We start from the raw sequence: 19,179 nt of genomic DNA, 5'->3' as shown, positions 1-19,179 counted from the left end.
AGTTCAAATGAACAAAAGTTAATATTGTGTCTATCCTTAAGTTGATGGGCATGTGATTGACTCCCCATCTTCCTTTTTCTCCTCTTCTCATTTTTTTCTCCATTATACGGTCTCACATGCTCACTTTACCAATAATCAATCTGCATTTCTTTCGACATTTCTCATACAACGAATAATAAACATACCGTTATTACAATAAGTAACGGTATGCCGAAAACAAATTTCTTTTTATGAGTTTTATGATGAAACATATACATACCGATCCAAGCTCCAACTGCTCCCCCAGCTGCCGCTGATAAAAACAACGTACTTTCTGGCGTTCTCCACTGTTTCTTCTTTGCTTTTCGTTTATCAAGCCCCATAAGGCTAAAAGCTATAACGTTAATAATAAGAAAATAAATCCATTTCATCGCTTTCTCTCCTCATGAAAAATTCGCTTAATGGTAACACGAAAAAACGACGGAAACAACTGAAGAACTCTTTTTATCAAACTAGTTTCATTCCTTTTTCTTAATTAGTTACTTTCATATTTACATAACCAACTAAAATCGCAGTTAAAGCATTTAAATAGAAAAATGTTATGAGCAGAATCTTATATTTCATTACATTCACCCACTACCATATTATCAAAAAAACTGCTCTCAATCACTTTCTCATCAAAATGAAGAACTACAATTAGCCCTACATATAAAGAAACAAAATTTAGAAACCATTCCCCATTATCATCTTTCTTAGCTAAGCATTTAAATATCTCTTGAAATTGCATACGATCGTCTGCAGCAACAATCGGACGCACACCAAAATATTTCAATACGAGATTCAGCTTCAACTGCACGGATAATGATAAAATATATTTTAATAGCTTCGTATACTCTGTACTATCTTTTTGACTATACAACTTCACAAGCTTTGGATGTAAATTCGAAATCGATAATTCCTCGTCAGTCACTCTAGTTACTTCTAGCGTTTCAATCATCTTTTTCATATCCATCACATTCACCCCTTCTGAAAAAATTCTAAAGCCAAAGAGTACTTAATTCAAAATGTGCAATAATTGTGCGTTTCTCGTCTCTCGTTCTTCCTCACTGACTAAATCATACTTTTTTAGAAGGTGAAAAATATCATTTAATAATTTCTGCGAATGATTACCTTGTAAAAAACTCTTTAACTCTTTAAAGATCCCTTCAGGTAAAGAATTCTTTTGACTTTCGAGCTTATTCATCACATCTTCAATAGAATGATCAATGTTACACGCCATACTAAACTTCCCCCTCTATCCTCTATAAATAATATCCTCAGCTAACGATGTAAACACTTCTCCAACAAGAGAATCTTCATCATATACAGATGAACCGCTATTTTCTTCACGTTTTGCAAAAGGTATCTTGGCAATTACTTCTGTTTGCAATTGTTCTGCAAGCATTTCGCCGCCGCCTTTTCCGAACAGATAATTTTTCAATCCATCTTGTTCTTCATAATAAGCCATATTTTCTACAATACCTAAAATCTCATGCTTCGTATGTTTTGCCATTACACCGACTCTTGAAGCAACGAATGAAGCTACATTGTGCGGAGTTGTAACAATTATTTCTTTCGCTTGCGGAATCATCGCTGCAACATCAATCGCAACATCTCCTGTACCTGGTGGTAAATCAAGTAATAAATAATCTAATTCTCCCCAGTGCGTATTCGCAAGGAAATTTTGAATCCATTTATTTAGCATCGGTCCGCGCCACATAACTGGGTTATTTCCTTCTGTAAAAAATCCCATCGACATGATTTTAACACCGTGACTAATGACTGGAATTGCCGTTTGATCAATCATCGTTGGTTTCTTATTCGTTTCCATCATAGCTGGAATACTAAAACCATATATATCTGCATCTAATATCCCCACTTTTTTGCCCATACGAGCTAGTGCAGTTGCAAGATTAATTGTCACCGTTGATTTTCCAACTCCGCCTTTTCCGCTCGTTACAGTAATAAACCGTACTCCCGAATCAAGGCGAAGCATGCTCGGCATACCAGTTTCTGTTCTAGTATTTTTCTTTAAATTCTCTGTTAAAGCTGCACGTTCTTCTTGCGTCATAGAACCAAATGTTATATCCACTTTAGAGGCACCAATTGCGTGAAGTGATTCTTCAATATCTTGTTGAATTTTTGCTTTTAATGGACAACCTTGGATTGTTAGTACTACTTCAAGTTTAACCTCTGTTCCGTTCATTTGTACATTTCTAACCATATTTAATTCTACAACACTTTTGTGTAACTCTGGATCCTCTACATGTTTTAATGCATTTATTATTTGTTCTTGAGTAAGCATAGAACTCATCCCTTCTCTTATTCTAATTTATATACAACATCTTCTTGGCGCTTCATCTGGTGAAAAAGCTTATTACCCTCCGCTAACGGGCGGGATTAATGCGGCTATATCTCCAGCTTTTATCATCTCTTCATTCGTTACAAACTCTTCATTAATTGCAACCATTACTGTATCCAAGGATTGCAAATGATAACTATCTTTCAACCATTCTTTTAATTGCCCAACAGTCATTTCTTGTTTTTCTGAAATTATTAATTGATCCAATCCAACTTTCTCACGCAAATTTGCAAACAATAAAATTGTAATCATTTTCTCATTCTTCCTTCTTTGGTTTTCCTTCTGGATATGGTGTATTTTCAAGTTGATCTCCAATCCACATCGTTCCATCTTCCCAAAATTCTTTTTTCCAAATTGGAACAATTCGTTTTATACGTTCAATCGCGTACTCATTCGCTTCATAAGCTACTTTACGATGCGGTGATGAAACTGCAATGACTACCGCAATATCCTTTATTTCTAGCCGCCCTACACGGTGCGTAATTGCTACTTTTGCATCCGGCCATCTTTCACTAATCTCTTCACCAATTCTCATAAGTTGTTTTACTGCCATCGGTTTATATGCTTCATACTCTAAATGTAGCGTTCGTTTTCCTTTTGTTAATTCTCTCACTGTACCAATAAATGTTGTAATCGCACCTGCTTCCCTTCTTGCGACTTTATTCGTTACTTCTTCAACTAAAATCGGATTATCTACAATCTCAAATAGCACTTGTCCCATTAAAACCACCTCTCACTTTATGAAATGTCCAAGGCCATTCACTACCTTCGTTATCTTCTAATAAAAGAACATCAACAAACATATCTTTTTTATATCCTCTTGTCCCGCCCGGCAATACGATAAACGCGTTTGATTCTGCCAATGAAGAAACTGAGCTAGATTTATCAAACCCTGATGGATAAGCGATTAATTTCCCCTCATCATATTGCAATTTTGCTCGTACAAATCTTGTAAATGGATTCGGTTTTAGAAAATCTTCTCCTAATAACGCTTTTTCTCTTTTTAAATGTACTTTTTCACTAAACATATACGTCCGAATACACGGTCTTACGAATAATTCAAATCCTACGTAACAAGCTGATGGATTTCCTGATAAACCAAATAATAACTTGCCATTTAATTGTGCTACAGTCGTAACACTTCCTGGTCGCATTGCAACTTTATTAAAGAGAACAGATGCACCTAACTTTTCGTAAATAGCTGGTAAATAATCATAATCTCCTACTGATACACCGCCCGTTGTAATTAACATATCTACTTGCCCAAGCGTTTCTTTGACAGCTGTAAAACACGTATTAAAATCATCACTAAACTTTCCAAAATATTTTACTCTTCCGCCCGCTCTTCGAATTTGAGACAATATCATATACGTATTACTGTTTCGAATTTTCCCTGGCTGTAATGAATCATCGACATCAAGCAATTCACTCCCAGTCGCTAACAGTCCAATTACAGGCTTTCTCGCAACTGGCACTTCACTATAACCGAATGTAGCAAGAAGAGCTGAAATACCTGGATTAATGTACGATCCTTTCTTTGCAAGAACCGTTCCTTTACGAGCATCTTCACCTTGAAAAGAAATATTGTCGTCCTTTTTGAATGATCGCTTCACTTCCATATAATTGTTGCCATTCTTCTCATATTGACGAGTCAGCTCTAACATAACAACCGCATCACACCCATTCGGAATTTGTGCTCCCGTCATAATTCGAACTGCTTGAAACGGACCTACTTTCTCATGGAATAGCGATCCTGCACCAATTTCACCCACTACTTCAAATACAATTGGCGTTTCATAACTTGCTAAATTAGTATCTTCTGCTCGAATAGCAAATCCGTCATACGGCGAACGATTAAATGACGGTACATCATGGTCAGCTACTAAATCCTCTGCTAATATACGTCCATAAGCTAATTCAATTGGTAATAGCTCCTTTAAGCCTTTATCAGCAAATCCCATCACTTTACGAACAGCTTCTTCAACCGTAATTGGCACTCTTCTTTCCATTGTTGACACCCTCTCTATTAACCGAATACGCGATAATATAGTTGTTTCGCTTTCGAAATATCATTTGTACCATGAATAAAAACACGACCATCTCGAAAAACAACCACGCGGTAATCATCGAATTGGCAAGATAGTAAATACGGATTCCGATCTACTTTCCCCAGTTTTTGTAATACTTTTTCTATATCATCAAAATTGTATTTCCTATTGTCTACTGTTCTAATTTGAACTGTATTTCTTCCGCATAAAACAGCTGCTTTCGTTTGATTTTCGTATGATAAATAAGGATAAGTTCGATTCAAACCGCATGAGAGACAAGTGTCTGTTTTTATTTTCCCTAATTTTATAAAATGATTTTGATTACTCCATATATCAAACATGAAAAATGTTTTTCTAATTACTGAGAAATCTCCCACTAAAATTTTGAGTGCTTCTGCCACTTGATATGCTGCGACGATTTGAACAGTCGGGCTAATAATTCCAGCGGTATCACATGTCACACCTATAACAGGAATATTTTTCAGCATACAATGTAAACACGGTGTCTCTTGCGGAATAATTGTATAACTCATACCATACGATCCAACGCAAGAACCATATACCCAAGGAATATTATGTTTTTGTGATAAATCATTTATTACAAATCGAATATCAAAATTATCTGTTGCATCAATGATTACATCTACATTTTTTAATAGACCTTCCATATTTTCTGAAGTTGCATCCATTACGAAAGCATGTATTTGTACTTCCGAATTAATTTGTTCTAACCGATTTTTTGCAGCAATTGCTTTCGGCATTTTCTCTCTTGCATCTTGTTCAGAGTACAATTGTTGCCTTTGTAAATTACTCCATTCAACGTAGTCACGATCAATAATCGTCAACTTGCCAACACCTGCACGTACGAAACTTTCGGCACTTGCACTTCCTAATGCGCCTGCCCCTACAATTAACACATGTTTATTTCGAATTTTTTCTTGTCCTTTACTCCCAATTGGTTTGAACAATTGTTGTCGTGAATACCGATCAGCCATTACATACCCTTCCTCTCAAGAACTCTATTTCATATTAGAATGTTGTTTCTGATAACAAGCAAAGTAAGCAAAACCAACAAACCCAGCTCCTCCAATTACATTTCCGATAAAAACAGGAACAAAATTTTTAGCCAAATCCATCCACGTTAGATGACCAGCAAAAATAACAGCGGAAATGACAAACATATTTGCTACTACTTGCTGAAATCCAATCACTACAAATGCCATAATTGGAATCCAAATTCCGATGATTTTTCCGACAAAATCACTCGTCCCGTAAGCGAGCCAAAGAGCAAGACAAACGAGCCAATTACAACCAATTGCTAAAATTAAAGTTCTCCCAAATGATTCATGTAACTTCCCTTCCGCTATCGCTACCGTTTTATTTAAATACTCTCCCTCTGTTAATCCGCCAAGATGCCCAAAGCAATACGCAACGAAAATTGCCCCAATAAAATTCATGAGAGTAATCCAAACCCAGTTATTCAGTACACTTATCAATGTAATTTTCTTTGCATAAAGCGCCATAGACAGTGACATCATATTTCCCGTAATTAATTCTCCTCCTGCTAATACTACGAGCATGAGTCCAACAGGAAATACTGCTCCTCCTAAAACATTCACTAGACTTCCCCAGCGCTCAGGTAAATTCCCTAAAACTCGAATGTTAAGTAAAAAACCTATCGCAATAAACGCTCCTCCTAAAAAACCGAGAATAAGCATCGCTGGCAATGTCTGTCTTACTTTTTGAACACCGGCCTCAATGACAAGCTCAGCAATTTGTTCCGGCTTATGAAATGCCATTACCCATTCCTCCATTTTCTCCAAATAAAAAAGCAGCTTCAAAAAACCTCCTCAAAATAAAGGTTTTTGAATGCTGCTTAATTTCTCTGCACATCTTTTACAGAGATATCAATCATCACTTTTACTATAAAATAGAAAATCCACAACTCTTGTAAATTTTCCATTTTTCACTATGAAGCTAGCTTTATATATTAACCACCGATATGTGACATTTCAATTTTAGGTATTGTTTTCTTATTTGTATGATTTAAGCGTTCATCTGAATAACGATCTTCCCTATTATTCCATATATCGCGTACTACATCTGTAATGTCCTCATCTGTATGTTCAGAACGAAGCAATTCTCTTAAATCATTTCCTTTAGAAGCAAATAAGCAAGTATATAATTTTCCTTCTGCAGAAATACGAGCTCTCGTACATGATGAGCAAAAAGAATCTGTTACTGATGAAATAATACCTATTTCCTCATCGCTTCCTATATAACGATACCTAGTAGCCACTTCACCAGAATAATTTGCTTCTATCCGTTCTAACGGCATAACTTGATGAATCGTATCTACTATTTCTTGTTTGGAAATAACTTCACCTAACTCCCAGCCATTATAATTCCCAACATCCATATACTCAATAAACCGAAGAATATGCTTATTTTCTTTAAAGTATTGCGCCATCTGCAAAATATCTTGTTCATTTTTCCCTTTTTGAACGACCATATTTATTTTAATTTTCATACCAACTTCAGCAGCAGCCTGTATTCCTTCCAGAACCCTTTGCACTTTGCTCCTATTACCATTTAAATAGAAAAACCGATCTTCTTCCAAGGAATCTAAGCTAACTGTTACACGTGATAGTCCCGCCTTATATAAATCAGGAGCAAACTTTTTAAGTAACGATCCATTTGTTGTTAAACCGATATCCTCCACACCATCTATTTTATTAAGGCGCTCAATAAGCTGCGGAAGACCTCTTCGAAGTAACGGTTCTCCGCCCGTAATTCGTAACTTTCTTACACCTAAAGAAACAAAAATACGTGTTATCCTTTCAATCTCATCAAAAGATAAAATTTTATCATTAGACAAAAACGAGTAATCAGGACCAAATATTTCTTCTGGCATACAATACCGACAACGAAAATTACAGCGATCAGTAACTGAAATACGTAAATCCTTTAACGGGCGTTGCAACTTGTCTAATGTAACTGATTTCATCTTCATTGCCTCACTTTTATTTTATATTTAAAACACGTTCTGGATGCGTATATACATTTAAGGAGTGATTACGAATAAATCCTATTGTCGTAATACCTAAATCTTCCGCTAGTTGCAAAGCTAACTCAGTTGGAGCTGATTTTGATAGTATAATTTCACAACCGATTTTTGCAACTTTCAATAATATTTCCGAAGAAATACGACCACTAAAAACAATGATTTTATCTTTTATAGAAATATCGTTTCTTAAACAATAACCGTAAATTTTGTCTAGTGCATTATGCCTACCAATATCCATTCGGCTTAAAATAATACCATTCACATCACATAAAGCTGCATTATGAACCCCGCCAGTATGATGAAACGTATCCGCAGATTGCTGCATTTCTTTCATTAACCGAAAACAATCCTCTGCCGCAACCTGTACATGGACACCCTTCATTTTTTTTGCACTTAGTGCATCATTTGCAAAAACAAACCCTTGCCTACTCATACCACAACAAGACGTAATATATCGTTTATTTTGCATTTGCTCATAATACGGATTTACTTTTGTCGTTGTTACATGTACAAATCCTTCTTTCTCCTGCACCCATATGCTATCAATATCTTCATACTTCCGAATGATTCCTTCAGACGCTAAGAATCCTATTACCATATCTTCTATATATTCTGGAGTACTAACCATTGTAACAAACTCCTGTCCGTTCATTTTAATGGTGACAGGAAACTCTGTTACAATGCTGTCCTCTATATGCTTAAACGCCCCTTGTTCATAACGAAAGATTTCTCTTTCTACCTGTATCGGTTTCACGATCAGTATCCTTCTCTCACGTTATATTTTTATCGAAAACAAATACCGAAACTGCAATATCTTCTTCTACTTTCATATCTGAAAACAAATTCACTAATTTTGCTCCAACAAGTTCCTCCAAATGTTCACGGGAATTCGCAGCATACACTTCTTGAATCATTTTCGTTCTAGCCATATGAACCATTTCCGCACCGTCCATCGTACTTGAAATAAATTTTTCAGTAGGTGTTAAGTTTCCATAAAGAGTCGCTATAGCCATATTTTCTGCAAAAACAGTATGAATTCGTTCTGGTCCTTTTCCGAAAAGTTCTTTTCGAAGTTTTCGTATCATATCATTAAATTCATGTACTTTTTTTGACATACAATCATACCTCCCAAAAGCCTCATTTTACTTTATTATATATTTTACCAAAATGAGCTTTCCGCCCAAACTATTTCGTACAAATATTTAGGCGGAAAGGTTCACTTCATGAAGTTTATTCGTCTTTTAACCCTTTCCCCATACCTTTTAAGAAATGAAGTCCAAACCCGATAGCACGGTTAATATCTGGGTCTTTCAATACTTTCATAAGATCGAATACCCCTACTTTTTTATTACTTTCTAGATGTTCATTACCTTCTTCTAGCCCGACTAATAAACTACCTATAAGCTTTTTCGTAAGTTCTGGGTCAAGTTCAGTTAACGCACCTGCAGCACCCATCATATTATTAATTAAATTTGTAACAGGCTCACGAGTTACTTGACCTAGAACAATCTTTGCAATTGGTTCTTTCGCTTTCAGCATAGAATTTGCAGCTTCTAGCATTCCAATGTCATTTAATTCCCCTACTATATTAAACATCTGATTTAGAGCTTCTTCATTATTTGTTAAAAGCTCCTTTAAATCATCTAATTTTTGCTGTTTTATTTCTTCCTCAGTTAATTCTTGTTTTTGAATCATTTTTATAGGTGCAGCCATAGTTTTCTCCTCCTACTTATCCGTTAAATGCACATACCCTGGACGTGCCCACTTACGATGTACCTCAATTCCAGCTTGAGGGTGACGTTTTTTATTGCGTGGGTTCGCTTTTGGCATCGGATTTTCGCCATCAACTTCTAACACTTCCATACGCACTTTCGTTTGTTTATACGCAGGTGTATTCGTACGTACATCCACAGCAGGACCTGTTAAGAAATTAATTGCCGTTTCGTTATCTGTAGAGTTCATCGGTAAATATAACTCATTCGCTTTTACACGATCTGTAACGAGTGCACGTAATTTTAATGCTCCAAAAGGAGAGACAAGACGAACTAACGAACCTGTTTTTACGCCACGTTCTTTTGCAAGGTCTGGAGAGATTTCAACGAAAACACCAGGTACTTTCGTTTGAATACCTGTTGATTTATTTGTCATATTCCCTTCATGGAAATGCTCAAGCATACGACCGTTGTTAATGTGAAGGTCGAACTCAGCTGGAAATTCAGCTGGACGTACCCAGTCAGCAATCGCAAAACGAGCTTTTTTATCTGGGAAGTTAAATCCATCTTGGAACAGAAGTGGTGTATTCGTTCCATCAAAACTTCCCCAATGGAAACTGTTCCATCCTTCAAGCACCTCATAGTTTGCTTGCGAGAACAATGGTGATAAACTTGCCATTTCAGCAAAGATTTCACTTGGGTGGCTATAATTCCAGTTTGCCCCTAGTTTATTCGCAACCTCCTGGACGATCCACCAGTCTTGTTTCGCATCTCCTAGCGTAGGAAGAACTTGATATAATCTTTGGACACGGCGCTCTGTATTTGTGAAAGTACCTTCTTTCTCAAGAGATGGCGCTGCTGGTAATACAACATCTGCATATTGAGCAGTTTTAGAAAGGAAAACATCTTGCACAACGAAGAAATCAAGACTCGACAACACTTCATGTACATGATTTGCATTAGAATCTACAAGAGCCATATCTTCTCCGACAAGATACATTGCTTTCATTTTTCCTTCGTCAATTGCGTGAAGCATTTCAATATTATTAAGACCTGGTTCACTATCAATTTTCACTCCGTAAGCAGTTTCAAATTTCGCACGTTCCATTTCGTTAGTAACGTGCTGATATCCTGGAAGCCATCCTGGTAAAGTACCCATATCACAAGCACCTTGTACGTTATTGTGACCTCGAAGTGGGTATGCACCTGCTCCTGGACGACGATAGTTCCCTGTTGCAAGAAGTAAGTTTGAAATTGCAGCGGAAGTATCAGAACCACCTGTATTTTGCGTTACCCCCATACCCCAAAGGATACATGTACCATCTGCATCACGAATCATTTCAGCCATTTGAATAAGTGTTTCTTTTGAAATACCTGTTACTTCTTCTGCATATGCAAGTGTATATTCTTCTAGACTTTCTTTGAAATCTTCAAAGAAGTTTACATTCTCATTAATAAATTCCTGATCATGCCAACCTCGATCAATCATATATTTTGTAACAGCCATTAACCAAACTTGATCTGTTCCTTGTTTTGGACTAATAAAGACATCTGATCGCTCTGCCATTTCTGTTTTACGAAGATCAGCTACAATTAACTTTTGTCCGTGTAATTTATGTGCACGTTTAATACGTGTAGCTAAAACAGGATGACCTTCTGTCGGATTACATCCTACAATAATAACAAGACCAGATTGCGCAATATCTTTAATCGTTCCTGCATCACCGCCCATACCAATTGTACGGAACAAACCATCCGTTGCTGGTGATTGGCAATAACGTGAGCAGTTATCAATATTATTCGTTCCAAATACTTGTCGAGCTAATTTTTGAATTACATAATTATCTTCATTTGTAATTTTAGATGAAGAAATAAATCCGATAGAACCTTTACCGTACTCTTCTTTAATAGTACCTAATTTATTTGCAACTACATTCAGTGCTTCTTCCCATGTAGATTCAACAAACGTTCCATTTTTACGAATTAAAGGTTTTGTAATTCGTTCTTTAGAATTTACGAAATCCCAACCAAATTTCCCTTTTACACAAGTGGAAATTGCGTTAACTGGTGCATCTGAAGATGGCTGTACTTTAAGGATTTTACGCCCCTTCGTCCACACTTCAAACGAACAACCTACACCACAAAATGTACATACTGTTTTCGTTTTCTTCGTACGAGTATCACGCATGGCCGCTTCCACTTCTGATACCGCAAAAATACCGCTATATCCAGGCTCAACTTCTTTAATTAAATCTACCATCGGTTCAAGAATATCTGGTTTTAATCCCGTCATAAATAAATTACAAAACCTTATTCTCTTAAAAGCGCATAAAACGGCTATATTACGCAACTTTGCACTATATCCAAATTTATAAATAGCAACATATTTCTGGTTATTTATGACCAATTTGTTACCGCAAAAGTTCAAAATGAAACCAATAAAAAAATAAAAGAGCACAGCGTGTATAAAGGGTGCGTCAACACCCTTTATACCGTCCGCCTATCACAACTAGGCAAACACTTGCTGTAACTCTTCATGTACTTCATTTTACCGTACATAAGGGTCTCCTAGCAACAGTTTGCTTACATTTTGTGGCATTCTGTTGCTTTTTTCTATCCGGAGGAGACGAACCCTTATGAAAAAAATAATTCATTTATTCATTATTTATGTGTACAAATCTAATAATCTATCTTCATCTATATTTACCCACTCCCTTTATATGAGAACGAAGAAATTAGGAGGTACGTTCCATGTTACTCACTAATTTCTTACTCAGCAAAGCAAAACGGGAATTAAGTCCGCAGCTTACTCACCTAGCAAAAGGAAGGGTCAATCATACTATCAAAAAAGTAATAAAGGAAATCGATTGTATTCTTTTCGAGCATGAAGGGATGCCTGCAAAAGAATTCTTAACACCACGCCGCTACCAAGCGTTAGAAGTGGTATTGTCTTACCTTGTGCAAGAAGGATATTCTCAAGTATCTCAAAAACGCTTAAGTGAAAAATCTGGAATTTCTCTTCCGCTAATCAATGAGACTCTTCAATGGCTAGAGGATTTAGAGATTTGCCATCAAATTAAAACCAGACGACACGGGAAGATTGCGCCGTCTATCTATATTTTAAGTTTACATACGAATTATTTGAAAATTATCGAGTACTTTAAACAGAAATGGGCGTACACAATTGATGTGTTCGCTACCTTTACAGAATTTCTATCTAAAAAAGTCAGTGGGAACACCAATAAAGAAACAGATTCAAAAGAGGCATGCCCAGCTTCTATTTGTCATGGATTTGATTTATTCGCGCCTGTGGAGACTGCCGAAATGAATGTTGAAGTACCAGACACAAATTCTGTTGAAGATCGCACATTAGCATTACGCTTCCAAGAAATGGACAAGTATATGAGCGACGCGCAGAAGAAACTATACCTGTATATCCTCACGCAAGATACGAACATTACAGAAAAAGATGCGTATACGATCGCTCTACGTATGCCACCAGAAGTAGATTGGGAAGTCAGAAAGACTTTTGAAGAATGTGTACGTTGGTTTCAATTTCATATAGCTGACGTGAGTACGCCTGCCCATTTCATAACAATGTACACAAAGAAACTCCATGCATATAGAAAAATACGCACGGAGAAGGCTAAAAAAGATAAGGAATCTAGAATAGCCATTGATTTTAAAAAGTTCAATGAGATGATAGCTCCTAACTATTAACTTGGATTTCCCACAATCAAATACAGTAACTACAGCCTTGTTCAAAAAATTGAGCTTAACAAGGCTTTTTGTCATGCTCTCAAAGTTTATATCGTTTAATAAAGTTATACGAATTTAAACTAAAATAATCTGTTTGACAAATACTCCAGAGACTTTTCATGCCCAATCCTGGTTTGATTGAATAAGGAATTATATAAGAAATTTAATAAGAGCAAATCTCACATCCCTTATGAGCGTAAAAGCGAATACCCCAAAATACATTCTAATATTTTTAATAGATTTAATTTTTTTAAACAAGATTTAGTTAAGATCCGTAAGTTCGTCTGCCAGTTCATTATTAGTAACTACTTGGTAGATTTCATTCGAACTTTTGTACGTAACAATGCAATTTTTAAGTTTTTCCGTATTGTTAAACACTTCAATCAATTCTTGCACCGAATCCAAAATGAGTCCGTTTTTAAAGTACTTTATTTGATCTGCAATATTACCACTGTCTTTGTATGTGATAACAAAACAGTTTGCTGCCAAGCTTTCGTAATAAGTGTAATTATAGTTACCGAACCAATTTGACCACAGAAGAACAACATCAATTTCACGTTCTATTAACCTTGATGTTGTATCTTTCTTAGAACCCTTGTGAAAACTGGTATTAACAAAAATCGTCTCAGGTAAAGATTGATTTACAGATGAAAAATGATAAAATTCATAATCTAATTTATTGGAAATACCATTCAACTTTACCCACGAATCCCAACCTTTATATTTGAAGGGATAGCCAATATATGCGACTCTGAGTCTACGATTTTTATTTTCATAGCTAACAATGGGTTTCTTTACTGGCAGCATATTCTGATGTGAGACAACGCGAACCTGTTTCTCTAGATGCTGAAATATTCGCAAAAAAATGCGTTTCCCATTTTCCGAAGGTGCCACAATTATTATTTTATGTTTGATAAATAGCTCATTCATACTATTATAATGCTCTGCGCGGCCTTCTCCATAGCGACAAGATGAGCATCGGGATGATGTGACAGGTGCCGGACCACAAAATTCTTCGTCATTATAAAACAAAAAAATATTACGACAAATAGAGTAATAATCATGCATGATGTGAAAAGTTTTTATATCTTGTGTTTCTTTTATTCTGCTGATAATTCTATCAACCATCTCTATATTCATATTATATAAACTGTTGAGAAAAATGCGTAATAGATTAACTTTTTTTTCAGCCATAAGCTTTCCAAAACAATCTCCCACTTGCCAAGCTGCCAAAAAGCAAGCCGTTTCACCATCAATTACAATTTCAACAAGCAAATTATTAGGTCCGATGTTACTCACATCCTGATGAATGACAGTAAATAACGCCACATACGAAATGCTACGATTATTCATCATCTTTTGTTGCTCTAATGCGTATTTTTGCGCGCCTCCGGCATACTTCCGATAATCATCATGACAAAATGAAATCACGCAATCTTTATTTTTTAAATTATTAAGAATTTTTTTGGTGACCTCGCTATACATCAATTCTTATGCACCCTCTTTTTGAATCATCAATAAACTGCAACAACTCTGAAAATATTTCATTTCCATGCTTTTGAAATTGTTTCATCAGCTTTGCTCTATCCTGAATATTCAAAGAAGGATAAGAACTGTTTGCAAATGCTTTTAGAATACACTCAAGCTGATCAATCTGTTCAACAGTGAATCCCTTTCTTTCTAAACCGACTTTGTTTATTTTTTTAATCAGTGCAGGGTTACCATCTACCAGAAAATAAGGCGGAATGTCCCGGGCCACTTTTGCCAATGCACCAATCATTACATATTTCCCCACGTTAGTAAACTGGTGTGTGAAAGCAGACATTCCAATATGAGCAAAATCATCTACTCGGGTGTACCCTGAAATCCGTACATGGGCCGATAATACGGTCGATTTTCCAATGATTGCATCATGGCCTATGTAAGCACCATGACCAATATGATTACAATCACCAATGATGGTATTGCCTCCCAGATCTTTTGACCTTGCTATGACTGTATGATCATTAATCATATTATTTGAACCAATAATAAGTCCGGATTCGAATGATGTGTCAAAACCTTTGAGATTAGGTAAGGTACCAATTGAACAAAAACTTCCTATGAATGTGCCGTTTCCAACGAAAGTGGATGCGTGAATCTTTGTATGGCTACATATAGTTACTCCATCACCAATTTGTACTCCCTCATCAACAATAGAAAATTCACCGATACTTACTCCTTCTCCTATACTGGTGTTCTTGCCTATATACGCGCTTTCATGAATCACTTTTCCAGCATCTCCTATCCGTTTTCATCATTTTATCAGCTTTCTCAATTACTTTTAAACAACGAATTGCTTGTTCCGGTCCTGAGATTGATTTTCCTAAACGCTGTACACAGTCCATAAAATGCATTAAACTATTTGCCAATGCCCTCGGTCCATCATAGATTTGATCCCTGGGATTGCATAGATAACCGCTTTTATCTTTGTCGTAGATGGTGAATACTTTTCTATCGACCAATTCGTCAAAATGGATTTCTTTATCGCCAAAACTAATTTTTGTATGACGTTTCTTGGCACTCGCATTTTGCCCCATCTTGATACATCCTAAGATTGAATCACAGCCCACGATTAAAGTTATTTCATTTGAATGATAATCTATATCCAAAACATCAAGCTCTTGACCATCGGACAAATAATCCATTACAGCCAAATCATGAACTGCCAAATCCCAAAGCATTTCGGCAGGCACACAGTACTGCCCCACCGTATTTCTTATTGTTTCAAATTTTATCATCCGGTCAGATTGCACCAGGATGGGTTTTATTTTGTTTATTGCAGAATGAAAAACCATGATGTGGTCAACATGAATCGTGAGACCCTTCTGATTTGCAATATTTTGAAGGTCTAGTGCGTGTTCACATGTCATCGCAAATGGTTTTTCAATAAATAAGTGTTTGTTAGCAAGCAATATATCTTTTGCAATTTCAAAATTATTCTCCACTCTTACAGCTACTGCGACTGCATCAATCTTATCGCATAACAGCGCACGGTAGTCTGTCGTTATAAGGACATTATTTTTTGCATAGATACCTTCAGCAACTTGTATTCGATGTTCATTGGTATCACAAATTGCAGAAAGCCTCATTTTCTCATTCAATGCTATTTCTTTTGCAATATTCGGTCCCCATTTTCCAAATCCAATCAATCCAATCCGCAATACATTTCACCAACTTTCTTGAGACTATTTTCTAGTACGGATACTTAAAAACTGTTAATGGTAGTAACAATATACTCTATTTGACGTTGCGTTAATCCTGGATGAATAGGTATTGAGACTACTTGATGTTTTATTACATTTGCAACTCCGAGCTTTTTATCATACTCTTTCGGGAGAAAATCTATGGATTTGTAACAGACTTGTTCAGGAATCGTATGAGGATAATAAATGGCAGTCGCAATCCCCTTCTTTTCCATATACACAATAAATGCATCCCTCCTCCCATTCAAAATACGTAATGTATACTGATTATATACATGCTTTACTCCAGGAACTGCCTGTGGTTTGATAATATTACAATGGTTGATGTTTTCAGCAAAAAAAGATGCATTTTCTCTCCTAGATGAATTAAAGTGTGCCAGCTTCTTTAATTGACATAAACCAATTGCAGCCGAAACCTCATTCATCCGATAATTATATCCGATGAATTCAAATTGATTTCTTTCTTTAATGCCGTGCTGAATCAATTGACCTGCAATTTTCGCTACCTTTTCATCTTTGAAAACCACCATCCCACCCTCAGCAGTTGTCATATTCTTTGTTGGATAATAGCTGAATGCACCAGCATCCCCGAAAGTCCCTAATTTACGTCCTTCCCATTCTGCTCCATGTGCCTGTGCACAATCTTCTATAAGCAGTAATTGGTATCTGTCTGTAATTTCTTTGATTTTTTCCATATTACAACTTTGTCCAAACAAATGAACAATTACAATAGCTTTAATATTTGCTTGCTCTTGAAGAATATGTTCAATGCTTTCAGCAGAGATATTCATGGTGGTTTCATCAATATCCACAAAAATTGGAATTCCCCCAGCATGTATAATTGTGTTGGATGTCGCTATAAATGAGAACGCTGTGGTAATGATTTTGTCCCCCTCTTTAATCCCAAGAGCCCTAAGGGCAATTTCTAAAGCTGTTGTCCCGGAAGAAGTCGCAATACAATATCCATGGTTCAGATACTCAGAAAACTCTCTTTGAAACTGCAAGACATTTTCTCCGCTTGCTAATAGACCGCTTTTCAGTACAGTACTAACTGCATCAATTTCCTCTTGGCCAATGTGCGCCTGTGCAATTTTAATCATGTTTTCATCCCTTTACTCCCAATATTTTGGCCATTTCGGAGGAATTAGCTACGCTGCATCCAAGCATTTGAATCATTGTTGCTGCTCTATTTACAAATTCTAAATTATTTTTCACCGGAATCCCTTTTAAAAAATAACGATTGTCTTCCATCCCTGTCCGAATCACATCACAACCATTTAAAATAGAAATAAAATTTACAGGTAACTGCATTCCTGCAATACCAGCAGCAGACCAAGTAAAACCTTTGGGCACAGCATCGAGAATCCATTGAATATTTTTATAGTCTGGCTTCATCCCACCGGTTGAACCAATAACGAACTGAATAAAAGCATTCTCTTTAACGACACCTCTCTCAACTAGATGACATACTTTTTTTAGCATTTTCGGATTAAATATCTCAAATTCTGGTATAACACCACACTGTTCCATAGCTTGAAGGATATCTTCAACAAATTTTTTCGAGTTTCTAATACCGCCGTCAGGTCGTTTGAGGGACGTCACTTCTAGTGATGCTAAGTCCGGTTTTAATTCCATTAACTTGATCCGTTCTTTATCCGATATATTGACAAGATGATTTGAAGTAGAAATACATACTAAAATATCACATTTTTCACGAATTCCGTTCAACACCTCCTTATATAATAAAGCATCCAAAGAAGGTCTTTCATTTTTATCACGAACATGGACATGAACAATTGCAGCCCCTGCAACAGAGCATTCATACGCGCATTGGACAATTTCCTCCACAGTTACTGGAAGACCGGGCATTGTTTCTTTTGTTGTCATTGAACCAGTGATAGCAGCGCATATTCCGATTTTCCTCATTTCTCCAAACACCTCCTAAAACTCAAACTGGATTTATATAGACTTTCTTAGAACCTGTTTAGAATCTATGATATACTCTGTGTTAAAAAGGGTGAACGAACACTTGAAAATAGCAGACAGAGTTGCTTATTGGCAGGTGTGGCAATTTTATTAAAAAGATTTTAAACAGGTTCTTAGACTAGCATCACTTTAACTTATTTGAAAAATTCTAACACTACAATCTCCTCCAACAAAATTTTGCGTTGCACCAGTATTCCGTATTTCCAGTGTGCCTACTACTAATCCAGTAGTAAAAATCACGCCATTCGAAGTACTATTCCCAAAAGACTGACCGATAGTTGTGCCAGGGATTAGTGTTCCATTAAAGAATATACCAGCATTAAATCCTGCTCCACCTCCTACCGCCAAAGTAAAATTTATGCAATAAGTAGTATTAGCTGCTAATGAAATCGACCCCAAGCTGTTAGTAATACCGGTACCATTCAAAGTATTTTGTGAATTAAAAGGAATACTTGTATTAGTAGCTACGCTAGTAGTGGTCGACAAATAAAAAGAAGCATTATTTACCGTTGATCCTGACACTCCAGTATCTCCTGTTGGACCTGTTGCTCCGGTCGCTCCCGTTTCTCCTGTTGGGCCTGTCGCTCCGGTTGCTCCTGTTGGACCTGTCACTCCAGTTGCTCCCGTGCTTCCTGTTGGCCCTGTATCTCCCGTCGGCCCAGTTATTCCTATGCTTCCTGTTGGCCCAGTGCTTCCTGTTATTCCTGTGCTTCCTGTTGCCCCCGTACTTCCCGTTGGACCCGTCTCTCCTGTTGGACCTGTTGCTCCAGTAGCCCCCGTACTTCCTGTTGGACCCGTTGCTCCGGCTACTCCTGCACTTCCTGTTGCTCCGGTAGATCCCGTTGCTCCAGCTACTCCTGCGCTTCCTGTCGCGCCCGTTGGACCCGTTGCTCCAGCTACTCCTGCACTTCCTGTTGGACCTGTTGTTCCGGCTACTCCTGCACTTCCTGTTGCTCCGGTAGATCCCGTTGCTCCAGCTACT

20 protein-coding genes and 1 pseudogene are annotated in these 19,179 nt (G+C 36.8%); 1 reads left to right on the top strand and 20 read right to left on the bottom strand.

Annotation, left to right across the window (positions count from 1 at the left end):
• Positions 1 to 161: 161 nt before the first annotated feature.
• The 14 genes and pseudogenes from ACODS7_RS26680 to fdhF form a co-directional block, all read right to left on the bottom strand.
• Complete coding sequence (locus ACODS7_RS26680; protein WP_016080710.1) at positions 162 to 410, bottom strand: DUF1294 domain-containing protein; 249 nt, start codon at positions 408 to 410, stop codon at positions 162 to 164.
• A gap of 182 nt (positions 411 to 592) precedes the next feature.
• On the bottom strand, positions 593 to 991 hold the full coding sequence (locus ACODS7_RS26675; protein WP_050844402.1) for a hypothetical protein: 399 nt from the start codon (positions 989 to 991) through the stop codon (positions 593 to 595).
• A 42-nt stretch (positions 992 to 1,033) separates the two neighbouring features.
• Positions 1,034 to 1,258, bottom strand: coding sequence for a hypothetical protein (locus tag ACODS7_RS26670; protein ID WP_000752378.1), 225 nt, complete (start codon positions 1,256 to 1,258; stop codon positions 1,034 to 1,036).
• 15 nt (positions 1,259 to 1,273) lie between these two features.
• Positions 1,274 to 2,323 carry a P-loop NTPase gene (locus ACODS7_RS26665; protein WP_098629540.1) on the bottom strand — a complete coding sequence of 350 codons (1,050 nt, stop codon included), beginning with the start codon at positions 2,321 to 2,323 and terminating at the stop codon, positions 1,274 to 1,276.
• A 72-nt stretch (positions 2,324 to 2,395) separates the two neighbouring features.
• Positions 2,396 to 2,632 (bottom strand): molybdopterin converting factor subunit 1, encoded by a 237-nt coding sequence (gene moaD, locus ACODS7_RS26660; protein WP_088115205.1) that lies wholly within the window; start codon positions 2,630 to 2,632, stop codon positions 2,396 to 2,398.
• 4 nt (positions 2,633 to 2,636) lie between these two features.
• Positions 2,637 to 3,101: a molybdopterin synthase catalytic subunit MoaE gene (moaE, locus tag ACODS7_RS26655; RefSeq protein WP_029443004.1), complete on the bottom strand. Its 465-nt coding sequence runs from the start codon at positions 3,099 to 3,101 to the stop codon at positions 2,637 to 2,639.
• Entirely contained in the window at positions 3,082 to 4,389 is a 1,308-nt protein-coding gene (locus tag ACODS7_RS26650) for a molybdopterin molybdotransferase MoeA (protein ID WP_088115206.1), read from the bottom strand. Before ACODS7_RS26650 ends, moaE begins: the two co-directional genes overlap by 20 nt.
• Before the next feature lie 17 nt (positions 4,390 to 4,406).
• Positions 4,407 to 5,423 (bottom strand): molybdopterin-synthase adenylyltransferase MoeB, encoded by a 1,017-nt coding sequence (locus tag ACODS7_RS26645; RefSeq protein WP_088115207.1) that lies wholly within the window; start codon positions 5,421 to 5,423, stop codon positions 4,407 to 4,409.
• Positions 5,424 to 5,447: 24 nt separating this feature from the next.
• Positions 5,448 to 6,227, bottom strand: a complete 780-nt coding sequence (locus ACODS7_RS26640) for a formate channel (protein ID WP_000863998.1) — start codon at positions 6,225 to 6,227, stop codon at positions 5,448 to 5,450.
• 191 nt (positions 6,228 to 6,418) lie between these two features.
• Positions 6,419 to 7,435, bottom strand: a complete 1,017-nt coding sequence (gene moaA / locus ACODS7_RS26635) for a GTP 3',8-cyclase MoaA (protein ID WP_043936412.1) — start codon at positions 7,433 to 7,435, stop codon at positions 6,419 to 6,421.
• 16 nt (positions 7,436 to 7,451) lie between these two features.
• Positions 7,452 to 8,249, bottom strand: coding sequence for a formate dehydrogenase accessory sulfurtransferase FdhD (gene fdhD, locus ACODS7_RS26630; protein ID WP_088115208.1), 798 nt, complete (start codon positions 8,247 to 8,249; stop codon positions 7,452 to 7,454).
• 16 nt (positions 8,250 to 8,265) lie between these two features.
• Positions 8,266 to 8,610, bottom strand: coding sequence for a Na-translocating system protein MpsC family protein (locus ACODS7_RS26625; RefSeq protein WP_000039582.1), 345 nt, complete (start codon positions 8,608 to 8,610; stop codon positions 8,266 to 8,268).
• A 115-nt stretch (positions 8,611 to 8,725) separates the two neighbouring features.
• Complete coding sequence (locus tag ACODS7_RS26620) at positions 8,726 to 9,208, bottom strand: helical membrane plugin domain-containing protein (RefSeq protein WP_000729897.1); 483 nt, start codon at positions 9,206 to 9,208, stop codon at positions 8,726 to 8,728.
• 12 nt (positions 9,209 to 9,220) lie between these two features.
• A pseudogene (fdhF, locus tag ACODS7_RS26615) lies at positions 9,221 to 11,503 on the bottom strand (formate dehydrogenase subunit alpha); the annotation flags it as partial.
• Between the two features lie 455 nt (positions 11,504 to 11,958).
• On the opposite strand from fdhF, the gene ACODS7_RS26610 reads away from it, so the two are divergent.
• On the top strand, positions 11,959 to 12,927 hold the full coding sequence (locus tag ACODS7_RS26610) for a Replicase RepFR55 (protein WP_243169035.1): 969 nt from the start codon (positions 11,959 to 11,961) through the stop codon (positions 12,925 to 12,927).
• A gap of 300 nt (positions 12,928 to 13,227) precedes the next feature.
• Here ACODS7_RS26610 and ACODS7_RS26605 read toward each other — a convergent pair whose 3' ends face one another.
• The 6 genes from ACODS7_RS26605 to ACODS7_RS26580 all read right to left on the bottom strand — a co-directional run.
• Positions 13,228 to 14,454, bottom strand: a complete 1,227-nt coding sequence (locus ACODS7_RS26605; RefSeq protein ID WP_243169036.1) for a glycosyltransferase family protein — start codon at positions 14,452 to 14,454, stop codon at positions 13,228 to 13,230.
• Positions 14,444 to 15,235 carry an LbetaH domain-containing protein gene (locus ACODS7_RS26600; protein WP_243169037.1) on the bottom strand — a complete coding sequence of 264 codons (792 nt, stop codon included), beginning with the start codon at positions 15,233 to 15,235 and terminating at the stop codon, positions 14,444 to 14,446. The genes ACODS7_RS26605 and ACODS7_RS26600 overlap by 11 nt, the downstream gene beginning before the upstream one ends.
• On the bottom strand, positions 15,225 to 16,169 hold the full coding sequence (locus tag ACODS7_RS26595; protein WP_243169038.1) for a Gfo/Idh/MocA family protein: 945 nt from the start codon (positions 16,167 to 16,169) through the stop codon (positions 15,225 to 15,227). The genes ACODS7_RS26600 and ACODS7_RS26595 overlap by 11 nt, the downstream gene beginning before the upstream one ends.
• A gap of 44 nt (positions 16,170 to 16,213) precedes the next feature.
• Positions 16,214 to 17,311 carry a DegT/DnrJ/EryC1/StrS family aminotransferase gene (locus tag ACODS7_RS26590; protein ID WP_243169039.1) on the bottom strand — a complete coding sequence of 366 codons (1,098 nt, stop codon included), beginning with the start codon at positions 17,309 to 17,311 and terminating at the stop codon, positions 16,214 to 16,216.
• A 4-nt stretch (positions 17,312 to 17,315) separates the two neighbouring features.
• A complete protein-coding gene (locus ACODS7_RS26585; RefSeq protein ID WP_243169040.1) occupies positions 17,316 to 18,137 on the bottom strand; it encodes a beta-keto acid cleavage family enzyme in 822 nt (273 codons plus the stop codon).
• 189 nt (positions 18,138 to 18,326) lie between these two features.
• Positions 18,327 to 19,179 (bottom strand): beta strand repeat-containing protein (locus tag ACODS7_RS26580; RefSeq protein ID WP_488827973.1); only part of this gene is annotated, 853 nt, incomplete at its 5' end.

It is taken from the genome of Bacillus sp. FG16 (genome assembly GCF_057809515.1).
This window is presented reverse-complemented; position numbering and strand designations above follow the sequence as displayed.

What these genes read in the sequence shown, in the direction of transcription:
- ACODS7_RS26590 (WP_243169039.1), bottom strand. Translation starts at nt 17,311, where the DNA reads ATGATTAAAATTGCACAGGCGCACATTGGCCAAGAGGAAATTGATGCA.
- ACODS7_RS26680 (WP_016080710.1), bottom strand. Translation starts at nt 410, where the DNA reads ATGAAATGGATTTATTTTCTTATTATTAACGTTATAGCTTTTAGCCTT.
- ACODS7_RS26670 (WP_000752378.1), bottom strand. Translation starts at nt 1,258, where the DNA reads ATGGCGTGTAACATTGATCATTCTATTGAAGATGTGATGAATAAGCTC.
- ACODS7_RS26665 (WP_098629540.1), bottom strand. Translation starts at nt 2,323, where the DNA reads ATGCTTACTCAAGAACAAATAATAAATGCATTAAAACATGTAGAGGAT.
- moaA (WP_043936412.1), bottom strand. Translation starts at nt 7,435, where the DNA reads ATGAAATCAGTTACATTAGACAAGTTGCAACGCCCGTTAAAGGATTTA.
- ACODS7_RS26585 (WP_243169040.1), bottom strand. Translation starts at nt 18,137, where the DNA reads ATGAGGAAAATCGGAATATGCGCTGCTATCACTGGTTCAATGACAACA.
- ACODS7_RS26640 (WP_000863998.1), bottom strand. Translation starts at nt 6,227, where the DNA reads ATGGCATTTCATAAGCCGGAACAAATTGCTGAGCTTGTCATTGAGGCC.
- ACODS7_RS26650 (WP_088115206.1), bottom strand. Translation starts at nt 4,389, where the DNA reads ATGGAAAGAAGAGTGCCAATTACGGTTGAAGAAGCTGTTCGTAAAGTG.
- ACODS7_RS26625 (WP_000039582.1), bottom strand. Translation starts at nt 8,610, where the DNA reads ATGTCAAAAAAAGTACATGAATTTAATGATATGATACGAAAACTTCGA.
- moaE (WP_029443004.1), bottom strand. Translation starts at nt 3,101, where the DNA reads ATGGGACAAGTGCTATTTGAGATTGTAGATAATCCGATTTTAGTTGAA.
- moaD (WP_088115205.1), bottom strand. Translation starts at nt 2,632, where the DNA reads ATGATTACAATTTTATTGTTTGCAAATTTGCGTGAGAAAGTTGGATTG.
- ACODS7_RS26675 (WP_050844402.1), bottom strand. Translation starts at nt 991, where the DNA reads ATGGATATGAAAAAGATGATTGAAACGCTAGAAGTAACTAGAGTGACT.
- ACODS7_RS26645 (WP_088115207.1), bottom strand. Translation starts at nt 5,423, where the DNA reads ATGGCTGATCGGTATTCACGACAACAATTGTTCAAACCAATTGGGAGT.
- ACODS7_RS26620 (WP_000729897.1), bottom strand. Translation starts at nt 9,208, where the DNA reads ATGGCTGCACCTATAAAAATGATTCAAAAACAAGAATTAACTGAGGAA.
- ACODS7_RS26610 (WP_243169035.1), top strand. Translation starts at nt 11,959, where the DNA reads ATGTTACTCACTAATTTCTTACTCAGCAAAGCAAAACGGGAATTAAGT.